Source organism: Rhodococcus sp. NFXS4 (assembly GCF_058139645.1).
In genome coordinates, this window is the sequence record NZ_CP192221.1 from 4620732 (window position 1) to 4641381 (window position 20650).

The window sequence follows — 20650 nt, forward strand, 5'->3', positions numbered from 1 at the left end:
TGACCCCCGCGCGTGCCGACCTGCGCATCTTCAGGACCGGTACAGAATCGACCCGTCCACCTCGGTGACCGACGACAGCCCGGCCAGTCCCATGGTGATGTCGAGGTCGCCCAGCAGGCACCGCAGCGCATGGACGACACCCTCCCGGCCCGCGAGTCCCAGGCCGTACACCCACGGCCGCCCGTAGAACACCGCGTCGGCGCCGAGGGCCAGCGCGACCACCACGTCGGCGCCGGAGCGGACACCGGAATCGAGCAGCACGGTCGCGTGATCCCCGACGGCCGCGGCGACGTGTTCGAGCGCGTCGAGCGCGGCGATCGAGTTGTCCACCTGTCGCCCACCGTGATTGGAGACGACGACGCCGTCGGCACCCGCGTCGACGACGGCACGGGCGTCGTCGGGGTGCAGGATCCCCTTGACCACGACGGGTAGATGCGTCCACTCACGCACCCGCGCGACGTCGGACGGGCGGAGCGTGTGGTTGCCGAACATGCCGACCCAGGTGAGCACCGCGATCTGCAGCGCCTCGGTACTCTCCTCGGGAGGCGACGCCAGGCGTGAGCGAAAGACCGGATCGGACAGGTAGTTCGCGATGCCCTCGGCGCGGAGGAAGGGCAGATGACCGAGCGTGAGATCGCGCGGACGCCACCCGATGCCGGGGGTGTCCGCCGTGACGACGATGACCTTCGCTCCCGCCGCGGTGGCACGACGCACCAGTGACTCCGCGACGCCGTCGTCCGACGGCCAGTACAGCTGGTACCACCAGTTCTCGCCGGACTCCGCCGCGACGTCCTCAAGTGGGGTGGACGACGCGGTGGACAGCACCGAGCCGATCCCCAGCTCGGCGGCGGCCGACCCGACGGCGGGTTCCGCCGCGGGGTGCACCATGCCGAGGACGCCGATGGGCGCGGTGAGCACCGGTGCGGCGAGGGTGGTCCCCAGCACGGTCACCGACAGGTCGCGGGCGTCCGGTGCGCTGGCCCCGCGCCACATCCGGGGAACGATCCTGCGGGAAGCGAACGCGTCGACGTTCCCACGCGCCGTGCGTTCCGTGGACGCACTCCCGGCGATGTACGCGAAGGCGGCCGCGGACAGCGTCTCGCGCGCCCGCTCCTCGAGACCGTCGGCCGTCATCGGCAGGTCGGGGGTCGTGCCGCCGAGCCCGGTCAGGTAGATCTCGTTCTGGAAGTTGCCGAAAGTGCTCACACGCAAACGCTAGCGAACGCGCACGCCCGGCAACACGATTTCACGCTGGTGAGCGTCACATGTCCGGCAGGATGGCGCCATGCCGGATCCCTATGTCGCCTCCCCCGACCGCTACGACACCGACCGCCCGACCGCGATGCCCTACCGCCGTACCGGTGAGAGCGGACTGAAGCTGCCCGCCATCTCGCTGGGGCTGTGGCACAACTTCGGTGACGACGTGCCGCTCGCCACCCAGCGCGCCGTCCTCCGCCGGGCGTTCGACCTCGGCATCACCCACTTCGATCTCGCCAACAACTACGGGCCGCCGTACGGCAGCGCGGAGATCAACTTCGGCCGCATCCTGCGGGAGGACTTCGGGCCGTACCGCGACGAGCTGGTGATCTCCACCAAAGCAGGCTGGGACATGTGGCCGGGCCCCTACGGCTTCGGCGGGTCGCGCAAGTACCTGCTGAGCTCACTGGACCGCTCACTCGAGCGCATGGGGCTCGACAGCGTCGACATCTTCTACAGCCACCGCCCCGACAAGGACACACCCGTCGAGGAGACCGCGGGCGCGCTGGTCAGTGCCGTCGAGCAGGGCAAGGCGCGCTACGTGGGCATCAGCTCGTACTCGGCGGCGCGCACCCGCCGGATGGCGGCACTGCTGTCCGATGCGGGAGTGCCACTGCTGATCCACCAGCCGAGTTACTCGATGCTCAATCGCTGGATCGAGTCCGATCTGCTGCCGGCCGTCGACGAGCTGGGAGTCGGCGTGATCGCGTTCTCCCCTCTCGCGCAGGGCATGCTGACCGACAAGTACCTCGGCGGCATCCCCGACGAGTCGCGCGCGGCACAGGGGAAGTCGTTCGATCCCGAGTGGCTGACCGAGGACATGCGCGGGCATCTGAACGCGCTGAACGACATCGCCGCGGCGCGGGGGCAGTCGCTCGCCCAGATGTCGTTGGCGTGGGCGCTGCGGGACCCGCGGGTCACGACGGTGCTGATCGGCGCCTCGTCCGTCGAACAGCTCGACGACAACGTGGGTGCACTCGCGCAACTCCGATTCGACGACGACGAACTGAGCCGCATCGACGAACACGCCAAGGAGTCCGGCATCAACCTGTGGGAAGAGCCGTCACGGATCTGATCCGACACCGGCACGACACCGGCACGACAGTGCCGTGACAGCGGGGCGGTGCACGCTGAGCGCATGCAACCAGCCATCGAAGCAGACAACCTCGTCAAGAACTTCGGCCGACAGCGCGCGGTGGACGGCGTCAGCCTGACCGTTCCCCGCGGCGCGGTCTACGGAGTTCTCGGACCCAACGGAGCGGGAAAGACCACCACGGTCCGCATGCTCGCCACCCTGCTGCGCCCGGACGGCGGCAGCGCACGGGTGTTCGGCCACGACGTCGTCGCGGAGCCCACGGCCGTGCGTTCCCTGGTCGGCGTGACGGGCCAGTACGCGTCGGTCGACGAAGACCTCACCGCAACGGAGAATCTCGTCGTGTTCTCCCGACTGCTCGGCCTCGGCCGTGCCGAGAGCCGACGACGTGCGAACGACCTTCTCGAGGAGTTCGCCCTCACCGAGGCCGCGTCGAAGCCGTTGAAGAATTTCTCCGGAGGAATGCGGCGGCGACTCGACCTGGCCGCGAGCCTCATCTCGACACCTCCGCTGCTGTTCCTGGACGAACCCACCACCGGCCTCGACCCTCGCACGCGCGTACAGATGTGGGACACCATCCGCCGACTCGTGTCCGAGGGCACGACGGTCCTGCTGACCACCCAGTACCTCGACGAGGCCGATCAGCTGTGCGACCGCATCGCCGTCATCGACCGGGGACGCGTCATCGCCGACGGCACGGCCGACAGTCTGAAGGCGTCGGTGGGAACGTCCACGATGACTCTGGTGATCGCCGACCCCGGACGCACCGAGGAGGCACGTGTCCTGGTCAGCACCCGCCTCGGTCTCGACGCGTCCGCGGCCACCGGATCGGGCCGCGTCACGGCGCCAATGAAGGATGCCTCGGCGACACCGGACATTCTGATCTCGTTGCGGGACATCGGGATCGACGTCGCCGAGATCACCGTCGCCAAACCCAGCCTCGACGAGGTCTTCATGTCCATCACCGGTCGGCCCGACTCCGCGGCCGCCACATCCGAGGAGAACGCCGCGTGACCACCACCCTGCCCAGCCCCACCTCGGCGCCCAGCTTCGTCGACGCCCCGGTCGAGCGGATCTCCGTCTCGATGTCCGCTCGCCACACCGTCACGATGGCGTATCGAGGTCTGCTCAAGCTGAAGCACAACCCGGAGCAACTGTTCGACGTCGTCTTCGTTCCGGTCGTCTTCACCTTGATGTTCACCTACATCTTCGGCGGTGCCATCTCCGGCGACATCGCGAGCTACCTGCCGGTCATCATTCCCGGAATCCTGGTCCAGACGGTCATCACCACGTCGATCGTCACCGGCACGCAACTCCGTGAGGACATGGACAAGGGCGTCTTCGACCGGTTCAAAGCCCTTCCGATCGCACGTATCTCACCGCTGGCGGGCGCACTGCTCGCCGACGTCGTCCGGTACGTCATCGCCACCGTCATCACGTTCTCCACAGGTTTCGCCATGGGCTACCGACCCGAGGGCGGTGCGGTAGGAGTTGCGCTCGCCGGCGGCCTGGTGATCGTGTGCGCATGGTCGATCAGCTGGATCTTCGCCTTGATGGGTGTCCTGATGAGCAAGGCGTCCGCCGTGCAGGGCGTGTCGATGTTGATCCTCTTCCCGTTGACCTTCCTGTCGAACGCCTTCGTCCCGGTGGACACCATGCCCGGATGGCTTCAGGCCTTCGTGAACGTGAACCCGGTTTCCCAAGTGGTCACCGCGGTGCGCGAACTCGCCGGAACCGGCCACGCCGGAATCCATGTGGTGTGGTCGCTGCTGGGCGCGGCGATCATCGTTCTGGTCGTCGCTCCACTCACCGTGCGCACCTACATGCGTAAGGCCTGATCCGTCAGCGCGGCCAGGATCGACTCCGCTGCGGCGGCCCGGGTGCGGGGCCGCCGCAGCAGGGCCGTCTCCACCGCGTCGATGCCGAGCACTCGGCGCGCCAGACCCAGATGCAGGTCGATCGTCATCGACGGGAAGTCCTGTCGCGCCGCGACGGACGTCGCAGCGGCCAGAAGAATCGGTCCTTCGTGCGATCGCCCGCAGGCGATCAGATACGACCCCACGGCGCAGGCCACGGCACCGAGCTGAGGAAGATCCCCTCGCGCCAGAGCACTGCGGGGAGCGCAGACGCGGGTGCGGATCCACCGAACCAGATCCTCCACCCTGCCATGATCGCCGTGCAGCACATGCGCATCCACGCAGGCGCAGGCCAACATCACGGCGTACGGATCTCCGATGTCGTCCCACCCCGACCGGCACTGCTCGGCGGCGTCCCGATACAGCGCCAGACCGGTGGACACATCTCCTCCACGCAGCATCGCCTCGGCCCGAGTTCCGAAAACCGTGGCTCGCGTCTGATGCCTCATCGCCTCGTCGGACGCGACCACCGCAAGCCCCGTGGTGATGCGATCGCCGTGCCCGAAATCCGACAGCAGAGCCAACCCGTCACCGACGCGGTCCGCGGCGACGAGAGACGCAGCGGCGAAGGTCCGCGTCTGAACACTCTCCTCGTACGCGTGGAGGCGCCAGAGCAACTGCGCCCCGTGGAGATAGAACTCGGCGGCCTGCTCGTGCCTCCCGGTCTGTCCGTGGATACTCCCCAGTGACTGAGCAGCCTGAGCCATGCCCCACAGATCGTCGGCATCGTGCGAGATGGACGCCGCGGCGCGAAGATCGCGTTCCGCGCCGTACAGGTCACCGCGGTTCTCCCGAAGCGATCCGCGCAACATCAGCGCGGTACCTCGAATCTCCGGGTCTGCAGATCTGACCGCCTCCGCGAGCACCCTCGCCAGCCCTGTGCCGTCGGCGCGGTGCAGGAGCAGCATCGCCGGGAACCGCAGGGCCGGAGATGTTCCCGGTCTGGCCCGCAGAACGCGTCGCAACGCGGTGCGCGCGCGGGCCGCCTGCCGGGGCGAGCCTCCGTATCCCAGGTGCGACGCCATGAAGACGTAGGCGAACACGACGATGTCGTCGGGGACACCGCGGGGATCGACATCGGTCGCATCGAGAAGGCGCACCGACCAATTGACGACTTCCGAGTGCGCACCCCGCACAGACCACAGGTAGGCAAGAGCGGGGAAGATCGTGAAGACGTCGGACCAGCGCTGTTCGACCGCCGCGATACGGAGCACTGCCAGCAGATTGTCGTGCTCGGCGTCGATCGCCGGAACGACCGCGTTGCGGTTGCCGTTCCGATGCAGTTCGAGGGCCTGCCGTGCGACGGACGAGGCCCACGCGACCATCGCGTCGGTGACCGCGTCGCGCTCGGCGGGGTCGCGTGCCAGGTGCTCCTCGCCGAATTCGCGGACGGTCTCGAGCATGTGGAATCTCATCCCGTCCGACTCGTCCACCGTGAGCAACGAGTGCTCCACCAGACCGTCCACCGCGTCGTCGATGCGGTCACCCGGCTCGAACTCGGCTACCGCCCGCGCAGCATGCGAGGTGATGCCGGCAGGAAAGCGGCACAACCGTCGGAGCGCACGGCGCTGACCGTCGTCGAGCAGTTGCCAACTCCAGTCGATGACGGCATGCAGCGTCCGATGCCGCTCCGGTCGAGTCCGATCCTTGCTGCGCAACAACGAGAATCGATCGGCCACCGCGTTGTCGATCTCCTCGATGCTCATCGACCGAGCACGCGCCGCGGCCAATTCGATGGCCAACGGCAGACCGTCGAGACGGGTGCACAACCGTGCGATCCTGTCCGGGTCGATCACGACGGTCGGTCGTACCGCCCGCGCACGGCCGATGAACAGATCGGTGGCCGGTGAACCGCCCGCATCGACGACCAACGGCGGAAGGGGGTAGATCGACTCAGCAGCGACACCCAGCGGCGTTCGAGACGTCGTCAGGATGCGCACCAGATCGCTCGCCCCGATCACTTCGTCCACCACGCCGGCCACATCGGTCGACACGTGTTCGCAGTTGTCCAGGATCATCAGCAGAGGACGCGATGCCAGCGCGTCCCGAAGCCGGTCACGCGCGGAATGGACAGGACCGATGGGCAAGGACCCCATCACGACGTCCGCCTCGTTCAGTCCCAGGGTTCCACTGATGGCGGCGACCACGTCGTCTCCACTCCGCAGAGGTGCCAACTCGACGACGACAACCGGAACCCGTTGTGTCGCACGACGACCGATCTCGTGAGCCAGGCGCGTCTTGCCACTTCCGCCGGGACCGGTGACGGTCACCAGTCGCGCCCTCGACAGCAGGCTCTCCACCGCCGCGATGTCGTCCGTCCGGCCCACGAGCTCGGTGGAGGCGTGACGGACTCCCACCACCGGGTAGCCCGACAGCGCGACCGGCTCGACCGGAACTGTCGCGCCGAGCAGATCGGCATGCAGTGCCGCGACGACCGGCGACGGATCTATGCCCCACCGATCTGCCAGCAGCTCACGGAGTTCGGCGAACACGGCGATCGCATCGGCCGTGCGACCCGCGGCGTGCAGCGCACTCATCATCGACGACGCCGCGGTCTCGTCGGCACGGTCGCGGTGCCAGCGTCGGCGTGCGATCTCGATCGCGGACGCGTGGTCACCGACATCCGACGACGCAGCCACGGCGATCGAGTCCAGCGTGTCGCGGATGTCTGCCGCAGCCTTCGCGACGTCGGCCGCCACGGTGCTGTCGCCCAGATCACCTCCGGGCTCGCCTCGCCACAGCGCGACCGCGTCGGCAACCGTGTCGAGTGCTTCCGCAGGTTCCAGGGACGATGCCGACGCGGCGAGCAGCTGGGCTCGCCACAGGTCGACGTCGTTCGAATCGAGTGAGAGGCGGTACCCGGCCGGTCCTGTCTCGATCATCGGTGCCACCGACCGCAGACGCGAGACCTGGGTCTGCACGGCGGACTTCGGCGACTCCGGTCCGCCGTCGGGCCAGAGTTCGTCGATGATCGTCGACACCGAGACGAACTTGCCGGGAGTCATCGCGAGAAGCGCCAGCAGTGTCCGCGCTCGCAGACCCGGCACACCCGAGAAGTGCGTACCGACGCGGATGCGGACGTCACCCAGCAGGCCCACCACCGGTTGTCCGATGCCGGGCCGCACGTCGTTCGCATCGTATCGTCCGGTCACCGAGTCGAATGGTATGACCTCGTCGCAACTCACGCCCCGCGGCATACCATCGACCCTGTGCATGCGATCACACTGACCGAATACGGCGACCCCGATGTCATGGTCTGGAGCGAGGTACCCGATCCCGTACCGGGGCCGGGAGAAGTCCTGATCTCCGTCGCGGCGTCCGCCGTCAACCGCGCCGATCTGCAGCAACGGCAGGGCAACTATCCGCCGCCCGCCGGCGCCTCCGACGTGCTCGGGCTCGAATGTTCGGGTGTGATCGCGGAGGTCGGCGACGACGTCACCGCATTGAAGGTCGGCGATCGGGTCTGCGCGCTGCTCGCGGGTGGCGGCTACGCCGAGCAGGTGGTGGTGCCGGCCGGACAGGTGCTGCCCGTTCCCGACGGGCTCGACCTGCACGTGGCCGCATCGCTGCCCGAGGTCGCGTGCACGGTGTGGTCCAACGTCGTCATGTACGCCGGCTTGTCCGCCGGGGACACGTTGTTGATCCACGGCGGTGGCAGCGGCATCGGCACGCACGCCATCCAGGTGGCGAAGGCCCTCGGCGCGCGCGTCGCGGTCACCGCCGGCTCGGCGGAGAAGCTCGAGATCTGCCGGTCGTTCGGCGCGGACATCCTCATCGACTACAAGACCTCGGACTTCACCGAGGAGTTACGGTCCGCGACGGACGGGCACGGAGCCGACGTCATTCTCGACAACATGGGCGCGAAGTACCTCTCTCCCAACATCTCTGCGCTCGCGATGGACGGCCGCCTGGTCACGATCGGCATGCAGGGCGGCCGGGTGGCCGAGTTCGACTTCGGCGCGCTGATGGCCAAGCGCGGCAGTGTGCACTGCGCCGGGTTGCGGGCGCGCCCCCTCACCGGCCAGGGCGGCAAGGCCGACATCGTGCGCCAGGTGCGCGAGCACGTGTGGCCGATGATCGCCGACGGTGCGGTCGTGCCCGTCGTGCACGCGGAGGTGCCGGTGTCGGACGCACCGCAGGCTCATCGCATGCTGGACGACCACGCCACGGTGGGCAAGGTGATCCTGCGCGTCCGCTGACGGGCGCGGATCAGGTCAGCGTCTCGAGAACCGTGACGAGCTGGTCGATCTCGTGCCGCGTCGTGTACGGCGCCAGCCCCACCGTGATCGCGCCACCGGCATCGGCGACACCCAGCGACTCGAGCAGGCGGCTGCCGCCGTGCAGGCCACCGACCACGTCGATCCTGTTGTCCGCCAGTCGCGCCGCCACCTTGTCGGAGTCGACGCCGTCCACGCTGATGCTCAGGCACGGGATGCGGCTGGACGCCTGACCGATGGCCATGACGTGCGGCAGTGCCGCCACACGTTCCTGCAGGTACGCGAAGAGCCGATCCTGATAGTCCTGCAGCGAGCCGATGGACATCTCGAGACGCTGTCGACGTGTCCCGCTCGCGTTCTCGTCGAGGGCGGCGAGACAGTCGACGGACGCGGTCATCCCCGCGAGCAGTGAGTAGTGCAGACCGGCGACCTCGAGCCGCGCCGGACCCTTCGCATCAGTGTCGAGCGCCTGCGACGGCAACCGGTCGAGCAGCTCGGGGTCTCGGAACACCAGCGCTCCGACGCGAGGCCCACCCCAGGCCGCGGCGTTGACGGCGACGACGTCCGCCCGGAGTTCCTCGATGTCGAGCACCGCGTAGGGGGCCGCACCCACCGCGTCGACGACCAGCAGCCCGCCGGCGTCGTGCACGAGGTCGGCGGCGACACGGACGTCGGGGGCCGACCCCACCACCGTCGACGCCGCGGTCAGCGCGACGAGCCGAGTGTTCGCCGCGATGAGTTCCCCGAACTGCCAACTGGGGAGCTCGCACGTCTCGATGTCCACCTCGGCCCACTGCACCTGGGCGCCGTACCGATTGGCGATGCGCAGCCACGGTGCCACGTTCGCCTCGTCGTCCAGCCGGGACAGGACGATGCCCGTACCGAGGCCGAGACGCGTGCTGAGGGCTTCCGCGAGAGCGGTCAGGAGGATGCCGTGGTCCGGACCGAGGACCACGCCCTCGGGGGTTCCACCGACCAGATCTGCGACGGCCTGCCGAGCGTCGTCGGCGACCTTCGCGCTGCGCTGCGCGTAGGGGTGCCGACCGATGTGCGTCGATGCGGTCCCACGGAAGGTGGTGGACACGGCCGTGGCCACCCGGTCGGGGATCTGCATGCCCAGCTGCGGATCGAGGTGGATCCAGCCGTCGCCGAGCGAGGGAAACAGCCCTCGTACGCGGGCGACGTCGTAGGTCATGCCGCACACTCTAGGCGCCGACGGCGACAGGGCGGGCACGCACGGGCACGCCCCGGACCCCACCCTGGTGAGCGACCCGGGTCAAGATGGAGACATGACGTCTTCACACGAGCAGAACTCGGACGGCGGCCGCGCGGACGACAGCGCCGACCACGTCGTCGTCATCGGTCCGGACGGGCAGCCGATCGCGCTCAGTCCCCGCGAGGCGGCGGCCGCCGCGGCCCGCGCGAACGTCACCGGGGCCGGCGACTCGTCGGACGGCGACGACCAGGAATCGCTGGCGGACATGGTCGAGCAACCCGCCAAGGTCATGCGCATCGGCACCATGATCAAGCAGCTCCTCGAGGAGGTGCGCGCGGCACCGCTGGACGACGCCAGCCGCACCCGCCTCAAGGAGATCCACACCTCCTCCATCCGTGAGCTCGAGCAGGGACTCGCGCCGGAGTTGCGCGACGAGCTCCAGCGCCTGGCGTTGCCCTTCGGCGAGGACGCGGTGCCGTCCGACGCCGAGCTCCGCATCGCCCAGGCACAGCTGGTGGGCTGGCTGGAGGGACTGTTCCACGGCATCCAGACGGCACTCTTCGCTCAGCAGATGGCAGCGCGCGCCCAGCTCGAGCAGATGCGCCAGGGTGCACTTCCGCCCGGTGTGTCCATCGGCGGCGGCGGTCAGGGCCAGCACGGGCAGGGCACCGGCCAGTACCTCTGACGGTTCTCGTCTGTAGGGTCGTCGGTCGTGGCAGCACCAGCGATCGACTCGAACACCGGGGACTCGAACTCCGGGGATGCACCCGCGTCCGATTCGCAGACGTTCCGCCGGGCCGTCCGCGATCTCCGGCAGGGCTACGCCCAGCGTGAGCTGTGGCTGAGCCTCGGATGGCAGGACATCAAGCAGCGGTACCGGCGTTCCGTCATCGGCCCGTTCTGGATCACCATCGCCACGGGTGTGCAGGCCGTCGCGATGGGTCTGCTGTACTCGGTCCTCCTCGACATCGACCTGAAGTCGTTCCTGCCCCACGTCACCGTCGGGCTCATCATCTGGAACCTCATCAGCGCGTCGATCCTCGAGGGCGCCGACGTCTTCGTGGCCAACGAGGGCCTGATCAAGCAACTGCCGTCGGCACTGAGCGTGCACATCTATCGGCTCGTGTGGCGCCAGGTGCTGCTCCTCGGCCACAACATGCTGATCTACCTGATCATGCTCGCGGTGTTCCGTCCCGAGCTGCACTGGACCATCGTCATGGCGATCCCGGCGTTCGGCCTGATCGTCGTCAACATGGTGTGGGTGTCACTGCTCTTCGGCATCATCGCCACCCGCTACCGCGACCTGGCCCCGATCCTCGGCAGCGTCGTCACGCTGCTGTTCTTCATGACGCCGATCGTGTGGACCACGGCGAATCTGCAGAAGATGGGCGGGGCCGCGGCGGACCGCGCGCGGCTGGTGGAGATCAATCCGCTGTTCCACTACCTCGACATCCTGCGCGCGCCCCTGATCGGCGAGGACCAGCAGGCGTACCACTGGTACATCGTGCTGGCGTTCACCGTGGTCGGCCTGGCCGTCACCATGGTGGCGATGCGTACGTTCCGGGCCCGCGTGCCCTACTGGGTCTGATCGGACGAGACACACATGACAGTCAGCATCGAGACGCACGGCGCGTGCGTCGACTTCCCCATCTTCGACGCCAAGACCCGGTCGCTGAAGAAGGCGTTCCTCGGCAAGGCCGGCGGCACCATCGGACGCAACAGCAGTGACGTCGTCGTCGTGGAGGCGCTGCGCGACATCACGCTCTCACTGAAGGAGGGCGACCGCGTCGGACTGGTCGGCCACAACGGTGCGGGCAAGTCGACGCTCCTGCGCCTGCTGGCGGGCATCTACGAACCCACCCGCGGCAGTGCCGTCGTGCGGGGTCGCGTCGCGCCGGTCTTCGACCTGGGCGTCGGCATGGACCCGGAGATCTCCGGCTACGAGAACATCATCATCCGGGGACTGTTCCTCGGCCAGACACGCAAGCAGATGATGTCGAAGATCGACGAGATCGCCGACTTCACCGAGCTCGGCGAGTACCTCGACATGCCGCTGCGCACCTACTCGACGGGCATGCGCGTGCGCATCGCCATGGGCGTCGTCACGAGCATCGACCCCGAGATCCTGCTGCTCGACGAGGGCATCGGCGCGGTCGACGCCGAGTTCATGAAGAAGGCGCGCACTCGTCTGCAGAAGCTCGTGCAGCGCTCGGGAATCCTCGTCTTCGCCTCGCACTCCAACGAGTTCCTCGCCCAGCTCTGCGATTCCGCGATGTGGATCGATCACGGCCACGTGCGGCAGCAGGGCGGCATCGAGGAGGTCGTGCGGTCGTACGAGGGCGACGACGCGGGAGACCACGTCGCGCACGTCATTCGTGAGCTGGAGGCCGCGGATCGTGGCCAGGCCGATCACGACCCGCATGCCTGAGTTCATCGTCGGCGTGGTGGTCACCCACCGGCGCCGCGAGCTGCTGGCCCAGTCCCTCGCCGTCCTGACGTCGCAGACCCGTCCGCTCGACCATCTGATCGTGGTGGACAACGCGAACGAGACCGCGGTCCGCGAGCTCGTCGAGAGCGCGGCCGTGCCGACCACCTACCTCGGGAGCAAGCACAACCTCGGTGGGGCCGGCGGCTTCGCGCTGGGGATGCTGCACGCGCTGTCCCTCGGTGCCGAGCGGGTGTGGCTAGCCGACGACGACGGCAGGCCGGAGGGGCCGGACGTCCTCGCCACGCTCCTCGACTGCGCGGTGCGCCACGGCCTCGACGAGGTCTCCCCCGTCGTGTGCGACATCGACGATCCCGATCACCTCGCGTTCCCGCTGCGACGCGGCACCGCGTGGCGACGGTGGCGGTCCGAACTCGGTGACGAGGAGTTGTTGCCGTCCTACGCGTCGTTGTTCAACGGTGCGCTGTTCTCGGCCGCTGCGATCGACGCCGTCGGTGTCCCCGACCTCCGGCTCTTCGTCCGCGGCGACGAGGTCGAGATCCACCGTCGCCTCACACGCTCGGGGCTGGCTTTCGGCACGTGCCTGCAGACCGCGTACCTGCATCCGAACGGCGCCGACGAGTTCAAGCCGATCCTCGGCGGCCGGATGCACACGCAGTATCCGGACGACGCCACCAAGCGCTACTTCACCTACCGCAACCGCGGATACCTGATGGCTCAACCCGGCATGCGCAAGCTTCTCCCGCAGGAATGGGTGCGCTTCGGGTGGTACTTCGTGGTCACACGACGGGACCTCCGCGGCCTGCGCGAGTGGTTGCGTCTGCGCAAGCTCGGCCGGGATGAGTACTTCCGCAAACCCTGAACTACGGTATGTCCCCATGACGAGTGGACGGTGCGGGTGATGCGGTGGAGCCGACGCGTCAGAGCCTCGGCGCGGGGCAAGGTCGTGCAGGCAGTCCAGGACGCCGTGGCACCCGAGGCCGACCGTCGTCACAGTGAGTTGATAGACCTGATCACGGGTCAGGCGAAGACGATCGCCGACCTCCAGGAATCCATCACCACGCTGGAGTTCCGGATGCGCCGCGACATCCCGTTCGCCTCGGACCTCGAGGCCACCGCCTCGAGTGCCGACTTCGTGGAGGACCACCTCCCGCGGACGCCGTCGTTCACCCGTCCCGACCTCACGTTGCGGCACGCCCTGGGTGCTGTGTCCATCGACGGCATGGCACTCGAGTTCGGGGTCGCCACCGGGACCACGCTGGCGATCATCGTCGACGAGTGGCGCCGCGCCGCCAACGTCGGAGTCATCGCCGGCTTCGACACCTTCGAGGGCCTGCCGGAGGACTGGCGCACCGGCTTCGAGGCCGGGACCTTCGCTCAGGACGCTCTACCGGACGTTCCGGGTGCGCACCTGGTGAAGGGCATGTTCCAGCAGACCCTCGGGCCGTTCCTGTCGAAGAACCGCGGCCCGGTCGCGTTCCTGCACCTCGACGCCGACCTGTACTCGTCGACCGACTTCGTCCTGCGTCGTCTCGAGTCACGGCTGGTGCCGGGCACCGTCATCGTGTTCGACGAGTTCTTCAACTTCCCCGGCTGGGCCCTGCACGAGTACAAGGCGTGGACCGAGTTCGTCCACCGCACCGGGGTGACGTTCGAGTACCTCGCCTACACGTCCAACAACGAGCAGGTGGCGGTCCGGCTCACCTGACCGATTCGGCTGCGGGATCGTCGATGTCGTACAGGCGGGCCCAGTTCTCGCGTGCGATGAGATCGGCACCGGCCGCGCGGTACTGCTCCTGCAGAGCAGGAGCCTCCCGCCGCAGACGCCGCATCACCTTGACGGCACGCACCATCAGCGCGACCCCGCGTGCCTTGTCCCGCTTGCGGATTCGAACGCCGCCCTGCGATGCGTCGGTGACCACGACGTGGTCGAACCTGGCGATGTGCCACCAGTGCGCGTCCTCGCGCGTGACGCCGACGAGACCGCCGATCGTGCGTCCGAGGAACTGGTCGACACCGCGCTTGGCCAACACCGCTCGCATCGCGCTCGGCTCCCCGCCCGCTCGCGAGACCCGCACCTCCGCGGAGGGCACCGGCGCGGTGGCCGCCGGGTGCATGATCGTCTCCGGGTACTCCTTGCGGTCGGCTCGGATACGAGCCATCGCCGCCATGCCGCCGTCGGCCAGATGGTCCGGCCCCGACAGCCAGTCCTCGATACCCTTCAACGTGGTGTGGGCGAGACCGTACTGCATTCCGACGACGTACTCGGCGATGTGGCGCAGGAACATTCGCGACAACACCGTCGTGTTCAGGTCGCTGTGCAGAGACCCGACGATCAGCGAGTTACGCGTACTGAAGTACCGCGCCCAGTCGTCGAAATCCTTCCAGTAGAAGTCGGCGTGCCACACGGCGGCGTTGGGCAGCGTCACGGTCGTGAACCCAGCACGACCGGCGCGTACGCCGTACTCCACGTCGTCCCACTGGAAGAACATGGGAAGTGGGAGGCCGATCTCCTCGACCACCTCGGACGGGATCAGGCACGTCCACCAGGCGTTGTAGCCGGCATCGACCCGGCGCTCCTGGTTCTTCTTGATCATGCTCTTGTTGGACAACGCCTTTCCGACGGTGCGGCCGTGCTGCAGGTGCAGGAAGTCCACCTCCTCCGCGCCGACGTTGAGGTAGTCGGGATTGAGCAGGAACAGCATCTGCGCGCCGACCAGGGTCGGCTGCGCCGTGACGTTGGCGAAGGCGCTCAGACGCAGCACCGTCTCCGGCTCACACAGGATGTCGTCGTCCATGAGGATGACGTCGACACCGCTCCGAGACGCGGTCACCTCGTACAGTCCGCGTGTGAAGCCGCCCGCACCACCGAGATTGGGCTGCCGGAGGTACACCAGGGTGTCGCCCATCCGCGCCCGCGCATCGGCGAACTCCGGCTGATCCTGCACGAGGTCGGTGCCCTGATCCACGACGTGCACGGTGTCGATCAGCGACAACACCACGTCGTCGGACGCCAGTGCGGCCACCGTGTGCGCACAGTCCGTGGCGCGGTTGAACGTGCAGATGGCAATGGCCACCGGACGTCTCGGCACCGTGGTGGCGTGGATCCACTCGAGGCAGTCGACGACGGCGGACTCGCCGAACGTCTCGAACTCCAGCCAGAGGGCACCCCCGTCGACGAACTTGTCGAGCGGAGCCTCGAATGTCAGCACGGCGTCGCTCCGCGTCTCCTGCACCGACACGATGCGGCGGTGACCGGCGATGTCCGAGGCCAGCAGTCGCACTCGGACACGGCCGCTCGTCGCGATGCGCAGAGACGCCGTGACCGCGCCGACCGTGGTCCACCGCTGCCAGTAGGACGCCGCGAAGCGCCCGAAGTACGTGTTGGTGTGAGCGAAAGAGTTCTTCGCGAGCGTCATGTCGTGGCGCCTGCGATCCCCGCTGCCCTTCTCGATCTGCACGTACAGATCGGGATTCACTCTGGTGGAGGGGCCGAGGAAGACGCCTCGCTGGAGGACCAACCTGTCGTGGCCGCTGTGCGGAATCGTCGCGGGCGCGGTCGACTGCATCGGTTGTCCAACTCCTGACAGTAGAGACAGGCGTGCTCGTCGCACCCCGTAACAAATGAGACCGGTCTGTGACCTACGATAACAACCGGGAGGGTTCCGTCGCGTCCATGACACTTGCGGGGAACGACGTGTCGGTCAGGAAGCGAGGACGGTGTGACGCACACGCCTGTCGTGACCTCGGTCGAGACGTCCCGTCGAGAGCGCTGGTCCTGGGGTCTCGGATCCGGTGTGGTGGTGGTGCTGGGATTCGTCGCGATCCTCGTGAGCGACCATCGCTTCTTCTACCTCGACGACACCGAGTCGGGCGCGGTGGGCAACTGGCTGGCTCTGGGCCGACTGCTGCGTGAAGGGCAGTTCCTCCCCCTCGTCACCACCCAGTGGATGGCCGGCAACTACCCGGTCGAGGGCCAGGGTGGGCTCTGGAATCCCGTGCAGATGATCGTCAACCTCATCTCACCGTCGGTGGACGACCTGGCACTGCTCGCTGCCGTCGTCAAGATCTTCTTCGCCGTGGTGCTGGCGATCGGCGTCTACCGCGTGGCTCTCGAGTACGGATCCAGGCCCTCCTGGGCGGCGGTCGCTGCGACTGCCACGCCGTTCGCGGGATTCACCCTCTTCTTCGAGCAGCCGTCCTGGGTGACATCGCTGATCGGCATGGCCTGGGTGATCAATGCCTGGGCGAGTGCCGTGCGCTATGCCCGCGGCACCTCCGGTCCGCTACCGGTCTTCGCGTTTCTCTACCTCGCCATCAGCGTGGGGTACGTCCACGCGGCCCTCATGGCCGGAGTCGCCGCGGGCGCGGTGATGATCGGCGAGTACCTGCGTGCGCGCGTCCTGATGCCGGTGATCCGACTCGGGGCCGTATCGATCGCCGCCGCCCTGTGCGGCGCCGTCACGTTCCTCCCCGGCGTCCTCACCTCGGGCGTCACCTGGCGCTCGGGCGCCGAGGGAACCCTCAACGACAACTTCCTCGTGGTCCCCTGGTCGGAGACCTTCAGCGCGAGCCTGCCGTCGGCGGTGACCAGCATGGAGTCGTGGAGTGGCGAGACCACCATGGCCCCGGTCACCTACATCGCCTGGTTCCTCGTCCCGGCTGTGGCATTCGTCGACTGGCGCCGTGTGCCGACGGTCGTGCGCGAACTGTCCGGTCCCCTCATCGTTCTCGGCGCCCTGCTCCTGTACACCGCGGGGCCGTCCGACATCGGGCCGATCCGTTGGCCCGGACGACTGCTGCCCTTCGTCGCTGCCGCCCTGCTCATCATCGCCGCAGTTCTGCTGAGCCGTTTCGGAACCCTGCGCGGTCTGCGCGGCCGACTGACCGCCGCCGGCGTCATCACGGGCGTCCTGCTGATCCGCGCGCTGTCGTCCGGACCGCAACTGGCCGGCCGACACCTGCTGTCCGTCCTCTTCGTCGTCGTTCTCGGCGGGCTCGTCGTCGCCGTCTTCCGCGCGCGCAGGGCGACCGCCGCCACCGCGCTGCTCATGGTGTCTGTCATTCCCGTGGCGCTGTACCAGATCCACAACTACCGGCCCGTTCTGAGCGAGTGGAACTTTCCGTCGTCTCAGCAGGAGGCGCGTGCGGAGTTCCCGGACTGGACCGGGACCACGCTGCAACTGGGCGATCGGGCCCTGTCCGACAGATCGCCCGAGGACGCCACGGATCGCTGGCGTGCGCAGGTGTACGGCAACTACGCCAAGGTGCTCGACCTGAACTACGTCAGCGCCTACACGCCGGTCGGCCACCAGGCGTTCTCGGAACTGTTGTGCGTCGCCTACGAGGGCACCACCTGCCCCGATGCGTACCGCAACGTGTTCCGTCCCGACGTCTACACCGGGCGGACCACGGCGGATCTGATGTTGCTCGACCGCGTCGTCGTCCAGAAGGCGCAGTACCCGATGTGGCGGCAGCTGCCGGTTCCTCCCGGATGGCGCTGGGTCGACGTCCCACGACCGCAGTCCGACCAGGTCGCCGTCCTCGAACGGGTCGACGGGCCGGTGTCGACGCAGGAGGGCACCGTGTCCGCGACGGTGAACGCCGACGTCGAGCCGGTGCGCTCGAGCGACGTCGACGAGAGCCTGCGGGTGAGCTCCGCCGCCGGCGGCAGCGTGGTCTTCGCCAGGCTCGCCTGGCCCGGATACACGGCCACGCTGAACGGACAGCCGTTGCAGACCAAGGGGCTGGGCGACACCTTCCTCTACGTCGACCTGCCCCCGGGTACCACCGACGCCGATCTCGAGCTGACTTTCCGCCCGCCCGGGTTTCGGCTCGGACTGGCTGCCTTGGGCGCTGGAATCGTCGTTCTGCTGGGCCTCGTCGTGCTCGACGTCCGACGACGGTTCTCCGCGCGACCGCAGTCGTCGGCCGCTCGCTCGTCGGCAACCGGCCCCTCTGCGTTATAGGGTCGGCTCTCGTGACTGACGATCAGCTTCCGCACCGGATCTCGGTCATCGTTCCCGTCTACCAGGGTGAGAGGACCCTCGGCCCGTTGACCGACGAGCTCGAGACCCTCACCCGGCCCTTTCTGACCCCCGGTCGCCGACTCGCGGTGGTCGAGGAGGTCCTGTTGGTGTTCGACCACGGCCCGGACGGATCCGCGGCCGTCATCCGAGACCTGGCGGACCGTCACTCGTTCGTCCGCGGAATCTGGCTCAGTCGCAACTTCGGGCAGCACCCCGCGACGCTCGCGGGCATGGCCTCGAGTGGCGGCGAGTGGATCGTCACGATGGACGAGGACGGGCAGCACGATCCCGCCGACATCGGCGGACTTCTCGACACCGCACTCGACGAGCAGGCCTCGGTCGTCTACGCCCGCGGTACCAACGCCGCCCCGCACGGACTGTGGCGAAACGCGACGAGCAAGGGTTCGAAGTGGCTCATCGCCAAGGCGTTGGCCGGTGAGAACACCGTGCAGTACAGCAGCTTCCGCATGGTCGTGGGCGAGGTCGGACGGTCGGTGGCCGCCTACGCCGGATCCGAGGCGTACCTCGACGTCGCACTCGGGTGGATCGCCGGCAGTGTGACCACCAGCCCGGTGACGCTGCGCGAGGAACAGGGACGGCGTTCCGGCTACAACCTGCGGACCCTGCTGTCCCACTTCTGGCGCATGGTCCTCTCCAGCGGCACCAAGGGATTGCGTCTGGTCAGCGTGCTGGGGGTGGTGTTCGCCGTTCTCGGCCTCGTCCTGGTCGCCTATCTCCTCGTCGTGTACACGTTCTTCGACCCGGACACCGAGGTCCGCGGCTGGGCGTCCACCATGGTCGTCCTGCTGTTCGGATTCGGGGCCACCCTGTTCTCTCTCGGCGTCGTCGCCGAGTACGTCGGCGTCAACGTGAAGACCGCGATGGGAAAGCCTCCCTATCTGATCGTGGGCGATCCGGCTGCCGGGCCACTGGGTCGGGCCGACCGGGTGTCCCCGAGCCCGGACGCCGAGAACCGGGACGCCGAGAACCCCGACCTCTCGTGACGACGTTGTCCTGGGTCGTCGGGAGTGGTGGACTTCTCGGCTCGGCCGTCTCCGCCGAACTCGCCCGTCGTGGGCACCGGGTGGTGACCGAGACGATCCCGTGGCTCGACGAGGACGCGGCGCGCACCGTGATCACCTCTCGCGCGCGAGCGGTGGCCACCTCCGACGCACGCCGCGTCAATGTCGTGTGGTGTGCGGGCGCAGGCGTCAACGGCACGCCGCGCGCGGCCTTCGACCGGGAGAACGACCTGTTCGCGCACGCGTTGGCACAGCTCGAGTCGTATGCGGTCCCGAGGCCGGAGCCTGTCACCGTCTTTCATGCGTCGTCCGCCGGTGGGGTCTACGCGGGCACGCCCGACGCACCGCACGACGAGTCGAGCGCGGTCGCGCCGCTGGGCGAGTACGGCCACGCGAAGCTACGCGCCGAGCAGAGAGCGGTGGACTTCGGTCGACGCACCGATGCGTCGGTGGTGGTCGGCCGCTTCGCCAACCTGTACGGACCGGGACAGAACCTGTCGAAGCCGCAGGGACTCATCTCCCACCTGTGCCGCGGGTACCTACTGGCATCACCCATCTCGATCTATGTGCCCATCGACACCCTGCGCGACTACCTCTACATCTCCGATGCGGCAGAGATGGTGGCGGACGCCCTGGACGTCGCCGCGCGGGAGCGCACGGAGCCCGTCACCAAGATCTTCGCCTCGGGGAATGCCGTCACCATCGGCGCCATTCTCGGCGCGTGCAGGTCCGTCTTCCGTCGGCGACCGCTCGTCGTCCAGGCCGCCTCCCCGTTGTCCTCGCTCCAGGGCCGTGACCTGCGTCTTCGATCCACCGTCTGGCCCGAGATCGATCGCAGGACTCACCGCACGCTGCCCGCCGGCATCGCCTCGACGCTGGAGTCCATCCGCTCCTCGCTCCTCGCCGGCCACCGCGGGTGACGAACCCGGAGCGGGTCCGCGAGTTTGTGCCACGGTGAACGCTGCTGAGACACTGCCGTGGTGACCGCCGATCAACCTGCCGACGACGACCGTGTCGTCGTGGACGCGCAGCCGGTCGGCCCGCTCCTCCGCCTGATGGGCAACCAAGGACTCGTCTTTCTCCTGGTGGGCGGCTTCAACACGGTGCTCGGCACCGTCTGGTTCATCGTCTGGCAGCTCGCGATCGGTGACACGCTCGGTTATCACGCCGCGATCGTGCTCGGGTACCTGTGCAACGTGCTGACTGCGTTCTGCACGAATCGCTACCTGGTCTTCCGGGTGCGGGGACACGTGCTTCGCGACTTCTGGCGGTTCGTCGTGGTCAACTCCGGGGCCTTCGCGGTGAACCTCGCCGCGATGACCGTCGCCGTCTCGGTACTCGGATTCGCACCCATCCCGTCCCAGCTGGTCATCACCTTGCTCACCGCCTGCATCAGCTTCTTCGGCTACCGCGACTTCTCGTTCAAGCGCTCGTCCTCGGTGAAAGGTTCCTGA

16 protein-coding genes and 1 pseudogene are annotated in these 20650 nt (G+C 68.2%); 13 read left to right on the forward strand and 4 right to left on the reverse strand.

Annotated features, from left to right (window positions below):
- Window positions 1–30 precede the first annotated feature (30 nt).
- Complete coding sequence (locus J4E04_RS21915; RefSeq protein ID WP_490149622.1) at window positions 31–1206, reverse strand: alpha-hydroxy-acid oxidizing protein; 1176 nt, start codon at window positions 1204–1206, stop codon at window positions 31–33.
- Between the two features lie 79 nt (window positions 1207–1285).
- Between J4E04_RS21915 and mgrA the strand changes: the two genes are divergently transcribed.
- The 3 genes and pseudogenes from mgrA to J4E04_RS21930 all read left to right on the forward strand — a co-directional run bounded on the left by mgrA (window position 1286) and on the right by J4E04_RS21930 (window position 4188).
- Complete coding sequence (gene mgrA / locus J4E04_RS21920) at window positions 1286–2332, forward strand: L-glyceraldehyde 3-phosphate reductase (protein WP_490149623.1); 1047 nt, start codon at window positions 1286–1288, stop codon at window positions 2330–2332.
- Between the two features lie 117 nt (window positions 2333–2449).
- Window positions 2450–3364 (forward strand): annotated as a pseudogene (locus J4E04_RS21925) (ATP-binding cassette domain-containing protein); the annotation flags it as partial.
- Window positions 3365–3423: 59 nt separating this feature from the next.
- Window positions 3424–4188, forward strand: coding sequence for an ABC transporter permease (locus J4E04_RS21930; RefSeq protein ID WP_490150593.1), 765 nt, complete (start codon window positions 3424–3426; stop codon window positions 4186–4188).
- Here J4E04_RS21930 and J4E04_RS21935 read toward each other — a convergent pair.
- Window positions 4170–7418: an AfsR/SARP family transcriptional regulator gene (locus tag J4E04_RS21935; RefSeq protein ID WP_490149624.1), complete on the reverse strand. Its 3249-nt coding sequence runs from the start codon at window positions 7416–7418 to the stop codon at window positions 4170–4172. The two genes, J4E04_RS21930 and J4E04_RS21935, sit on opposite strands and share 19 nt — an antisense overlap.
- A gap of 57 nt (window positions 7419–7475) precedes the next feature.
- On the opposite strand from J4E04_RS21935, the gene J4E04_RS21940 reads away from it, so the two are divergent.
- A complete protein-coding gene (locus tag J4E04_RS21940) occupies window positions 7476–8465 on the forward strand; it encodes an NAD(P)H-quinone oxidoreductase (protein WP_490149625.1) in 990 nt (329 codons plus the stop codon).
- Window positions 8466–8475: 10 nt separating this feature from the next.
- Here the strand turns inward: J4E04_RS21940 and J4E04_RS21945 are convergent, their stop codons facing one another.
- Window positions 8476–9678: a cysteine desulfurase-like protein gene (locus tag J4E04_RS21945; RefSeq protein WP_222647512.1), complete on the reverse strand. Its 1203-nt coding sequence runs from the start codon at window positions 9676–9678 to the stop codon at window positions 8476–8478.
- Between the two features lie 94 nt (window positions 9679–9772).
- On the opposite strand from J4E04_RS21945, the gene J4E04_RS21950 reads away from it, so the two are divergent.
- The 5 genes from J4E04_RS21950 to J4E04_RS21970 are packed head-to-tail and all read left to right on the forward strand — an operon-like array spanning window position 9773 to window position 13853.
- Window positions 9773–10384: a bacterial proteasome activator family protein gene (locus tag J4E04_RS21950; protein ID WP_051613544.1), complete on the forward strand. Its 612-nt coding sequence runs from the start codon at window positions 9773–9775 to the stop codon at window positions 10382–10384.
- A 27-nt stretch (window positions 10385–10411) separates the two neighbouring features.
- Entirely contained in the window at window positions 10412–11287 is an 876-nt protein-coding gene (gene wzm / locus J4E04_RS21955) for a galactan export ABC transporter permease subunit Wzm/RfbD (RefSeq protein WP_027506560.1), read from the forward strand.
- A 15-nt stretch (window positions 11288–11302) separates the two neighbouring features.
- A complete protein-coding gene (gene wzt / locus J4E04_RS21960) occupies window positions 11303–12127 on the forward strand; it encodes a galactan export ABC transporter ATP-binding subunit Wzt/RfbE (protein WP_056443150.1) in 825 nt (274 codons plus the stop codon).
- Complete coding sequence (glfT1, locus tag J4E04_RS21965; RefSeq protein ID WP_056444218.1) at window positions 12120–13007, forward strand: galactofuranosyltransferase GlfT1; 888 nt, start codon at window positions 12120–12122, stop codon at window positions 13005–13007. The genes wzt and glfT1 overlap by 8 nt, the downstream gene beginning before the upstream one ends.
- A gap of 39 nt (window positions 13008–13046) precedes the next feature.
- Window positions 13047–13853: a class I SAM-dependent methyltransferase gene (locus tag J4E04_RS21970; RefSeq protein WP_027506557.1), complete on the forward strand. Its 807-nt coding sequence runs from the start codon at window positions 13047–13049 to the stop codon at window positions 13851–13853.
- Here the strand turns inward: J4E04_RS21970 and J4E04_RS21975 are convergent.
- Entirely contained in the window at window positions 13846–15714 is a 1869-nt protein-coding gene (locus J4E04_RS21975) for a glycosyltransferase (RefSeq protein ID WP_490149626.1), read from the reverse strand. The genes J4E04_RS21970 and J4E04_RS21975 overlap by 8 nt on opposite strands.
- Window positions 15715–15867: 153 nt before the next feature.
- On the opposite strand from J4E04_RS21975, the gene J4E04_RS21980 reads away from it, so the two are divergent.
- The 4 genes from J4E04_RS21980 to J4E04_RS21995 are packed head-to-tail and all read left to right on the forward strand — an operon-like array spanning window position 15868 to window position 20650.
- Entirely contained in the window at window positions 15868–18114 is a 2247-nt protein-coding gene (locus J4E04_RS21980) for a hypothetical protein (protein WP_490149627.1), read from the forward strand.
- A gap of 38 nt (window positions 18115–18152) precedes the next feature.
- The gene (locus J4E04_RS21985; protein WP_056444213.1) at window positions 18153–19178 is read left to right on the forward strand and encodes a glycosyltransferase; all 1026 of its coding nucleotides are present in this window, start codon (window positions 18153–18155) and stop codon (window positions 19176–19178) included.
- Window positions 19175–20116 carry an NAD-dependent epimerase/dehydratase family protein gene (locus J4E04_RS21990; protein ID WP_056443141.1) on the forward strand — a complete coding sequence of 314 codons (942 nt, stop codon included), beginning with the start codon at window positions 19175–19177 and terminating at the stop codon, window positions 20114–20116. Before J4E04_RS21985 ends, J4E04_RS21990 begins: the two co-directional genes overlap by 4 nt.
- Window positions 20117–20176: 60 nt before the next feature.
- Complete coding sequence (locus tag J4E04_RS21995) at window positions 20177–20650, forward strand: GtrA family protein (RefSeq protein ID WP_231476428.1); 474 nt, start codon at window positions 20177–20179, stop codon at window positions 20648–20650.

Excerpts from the sequence above, each read along its gene's own strand:
- mgrA (WP_490149623.1), top strand. The coding sequence starts at position 1,286 with ATGCCGGATCCCTATGTCGCCTCCCCCGACCGCTACGACACCGACCGC.
- J4E04_RS21945 (WP_222647512.1), bottom strand. The coding sequence starts at position 9,678 with ATGACCTACGACGTCGCCCGCGTACGAGGGCTGTTTCCCTCGCTCGGC.
- J4E04_RS21950 (WP_051613544.1), top strand. The coding sequence starts at position 9,773 with ATGACGTCTTCACACGAGCAGAACTCGGACGGCGGCCGCGCGGACGAC.
- wzt (WP_056443150.1), top strand. The coding sequence starts at position 11,303 with ATGACAGTCAGCATCGAGACGCACGGCGCGTGCGTCGACTTCCCCATC.
- glfT1 (WP_056444218.1), top strand. The coding sequence starts at position 12,120 with ATGCCTGAGTTCATCGTCGGCGTGGTGGTCACCCACCGGCGCCGCGAG.
- J4E04_RS21970 (WP_027506557.1), top strand. The coding sequence starts at position 13,047 with ATGCGGTGGAGCCGACGCGTCAGAGCCTCGGCGCGGGGCAAGGTCGTG.
- J4E04_RS21975 (WP_490149626.1), bottom strand. The coding sequence starts at position 15,714 with ATGCAGTCGACCGCGCCCGCGACGATTCCGCACAGCGGCCACGACAGG.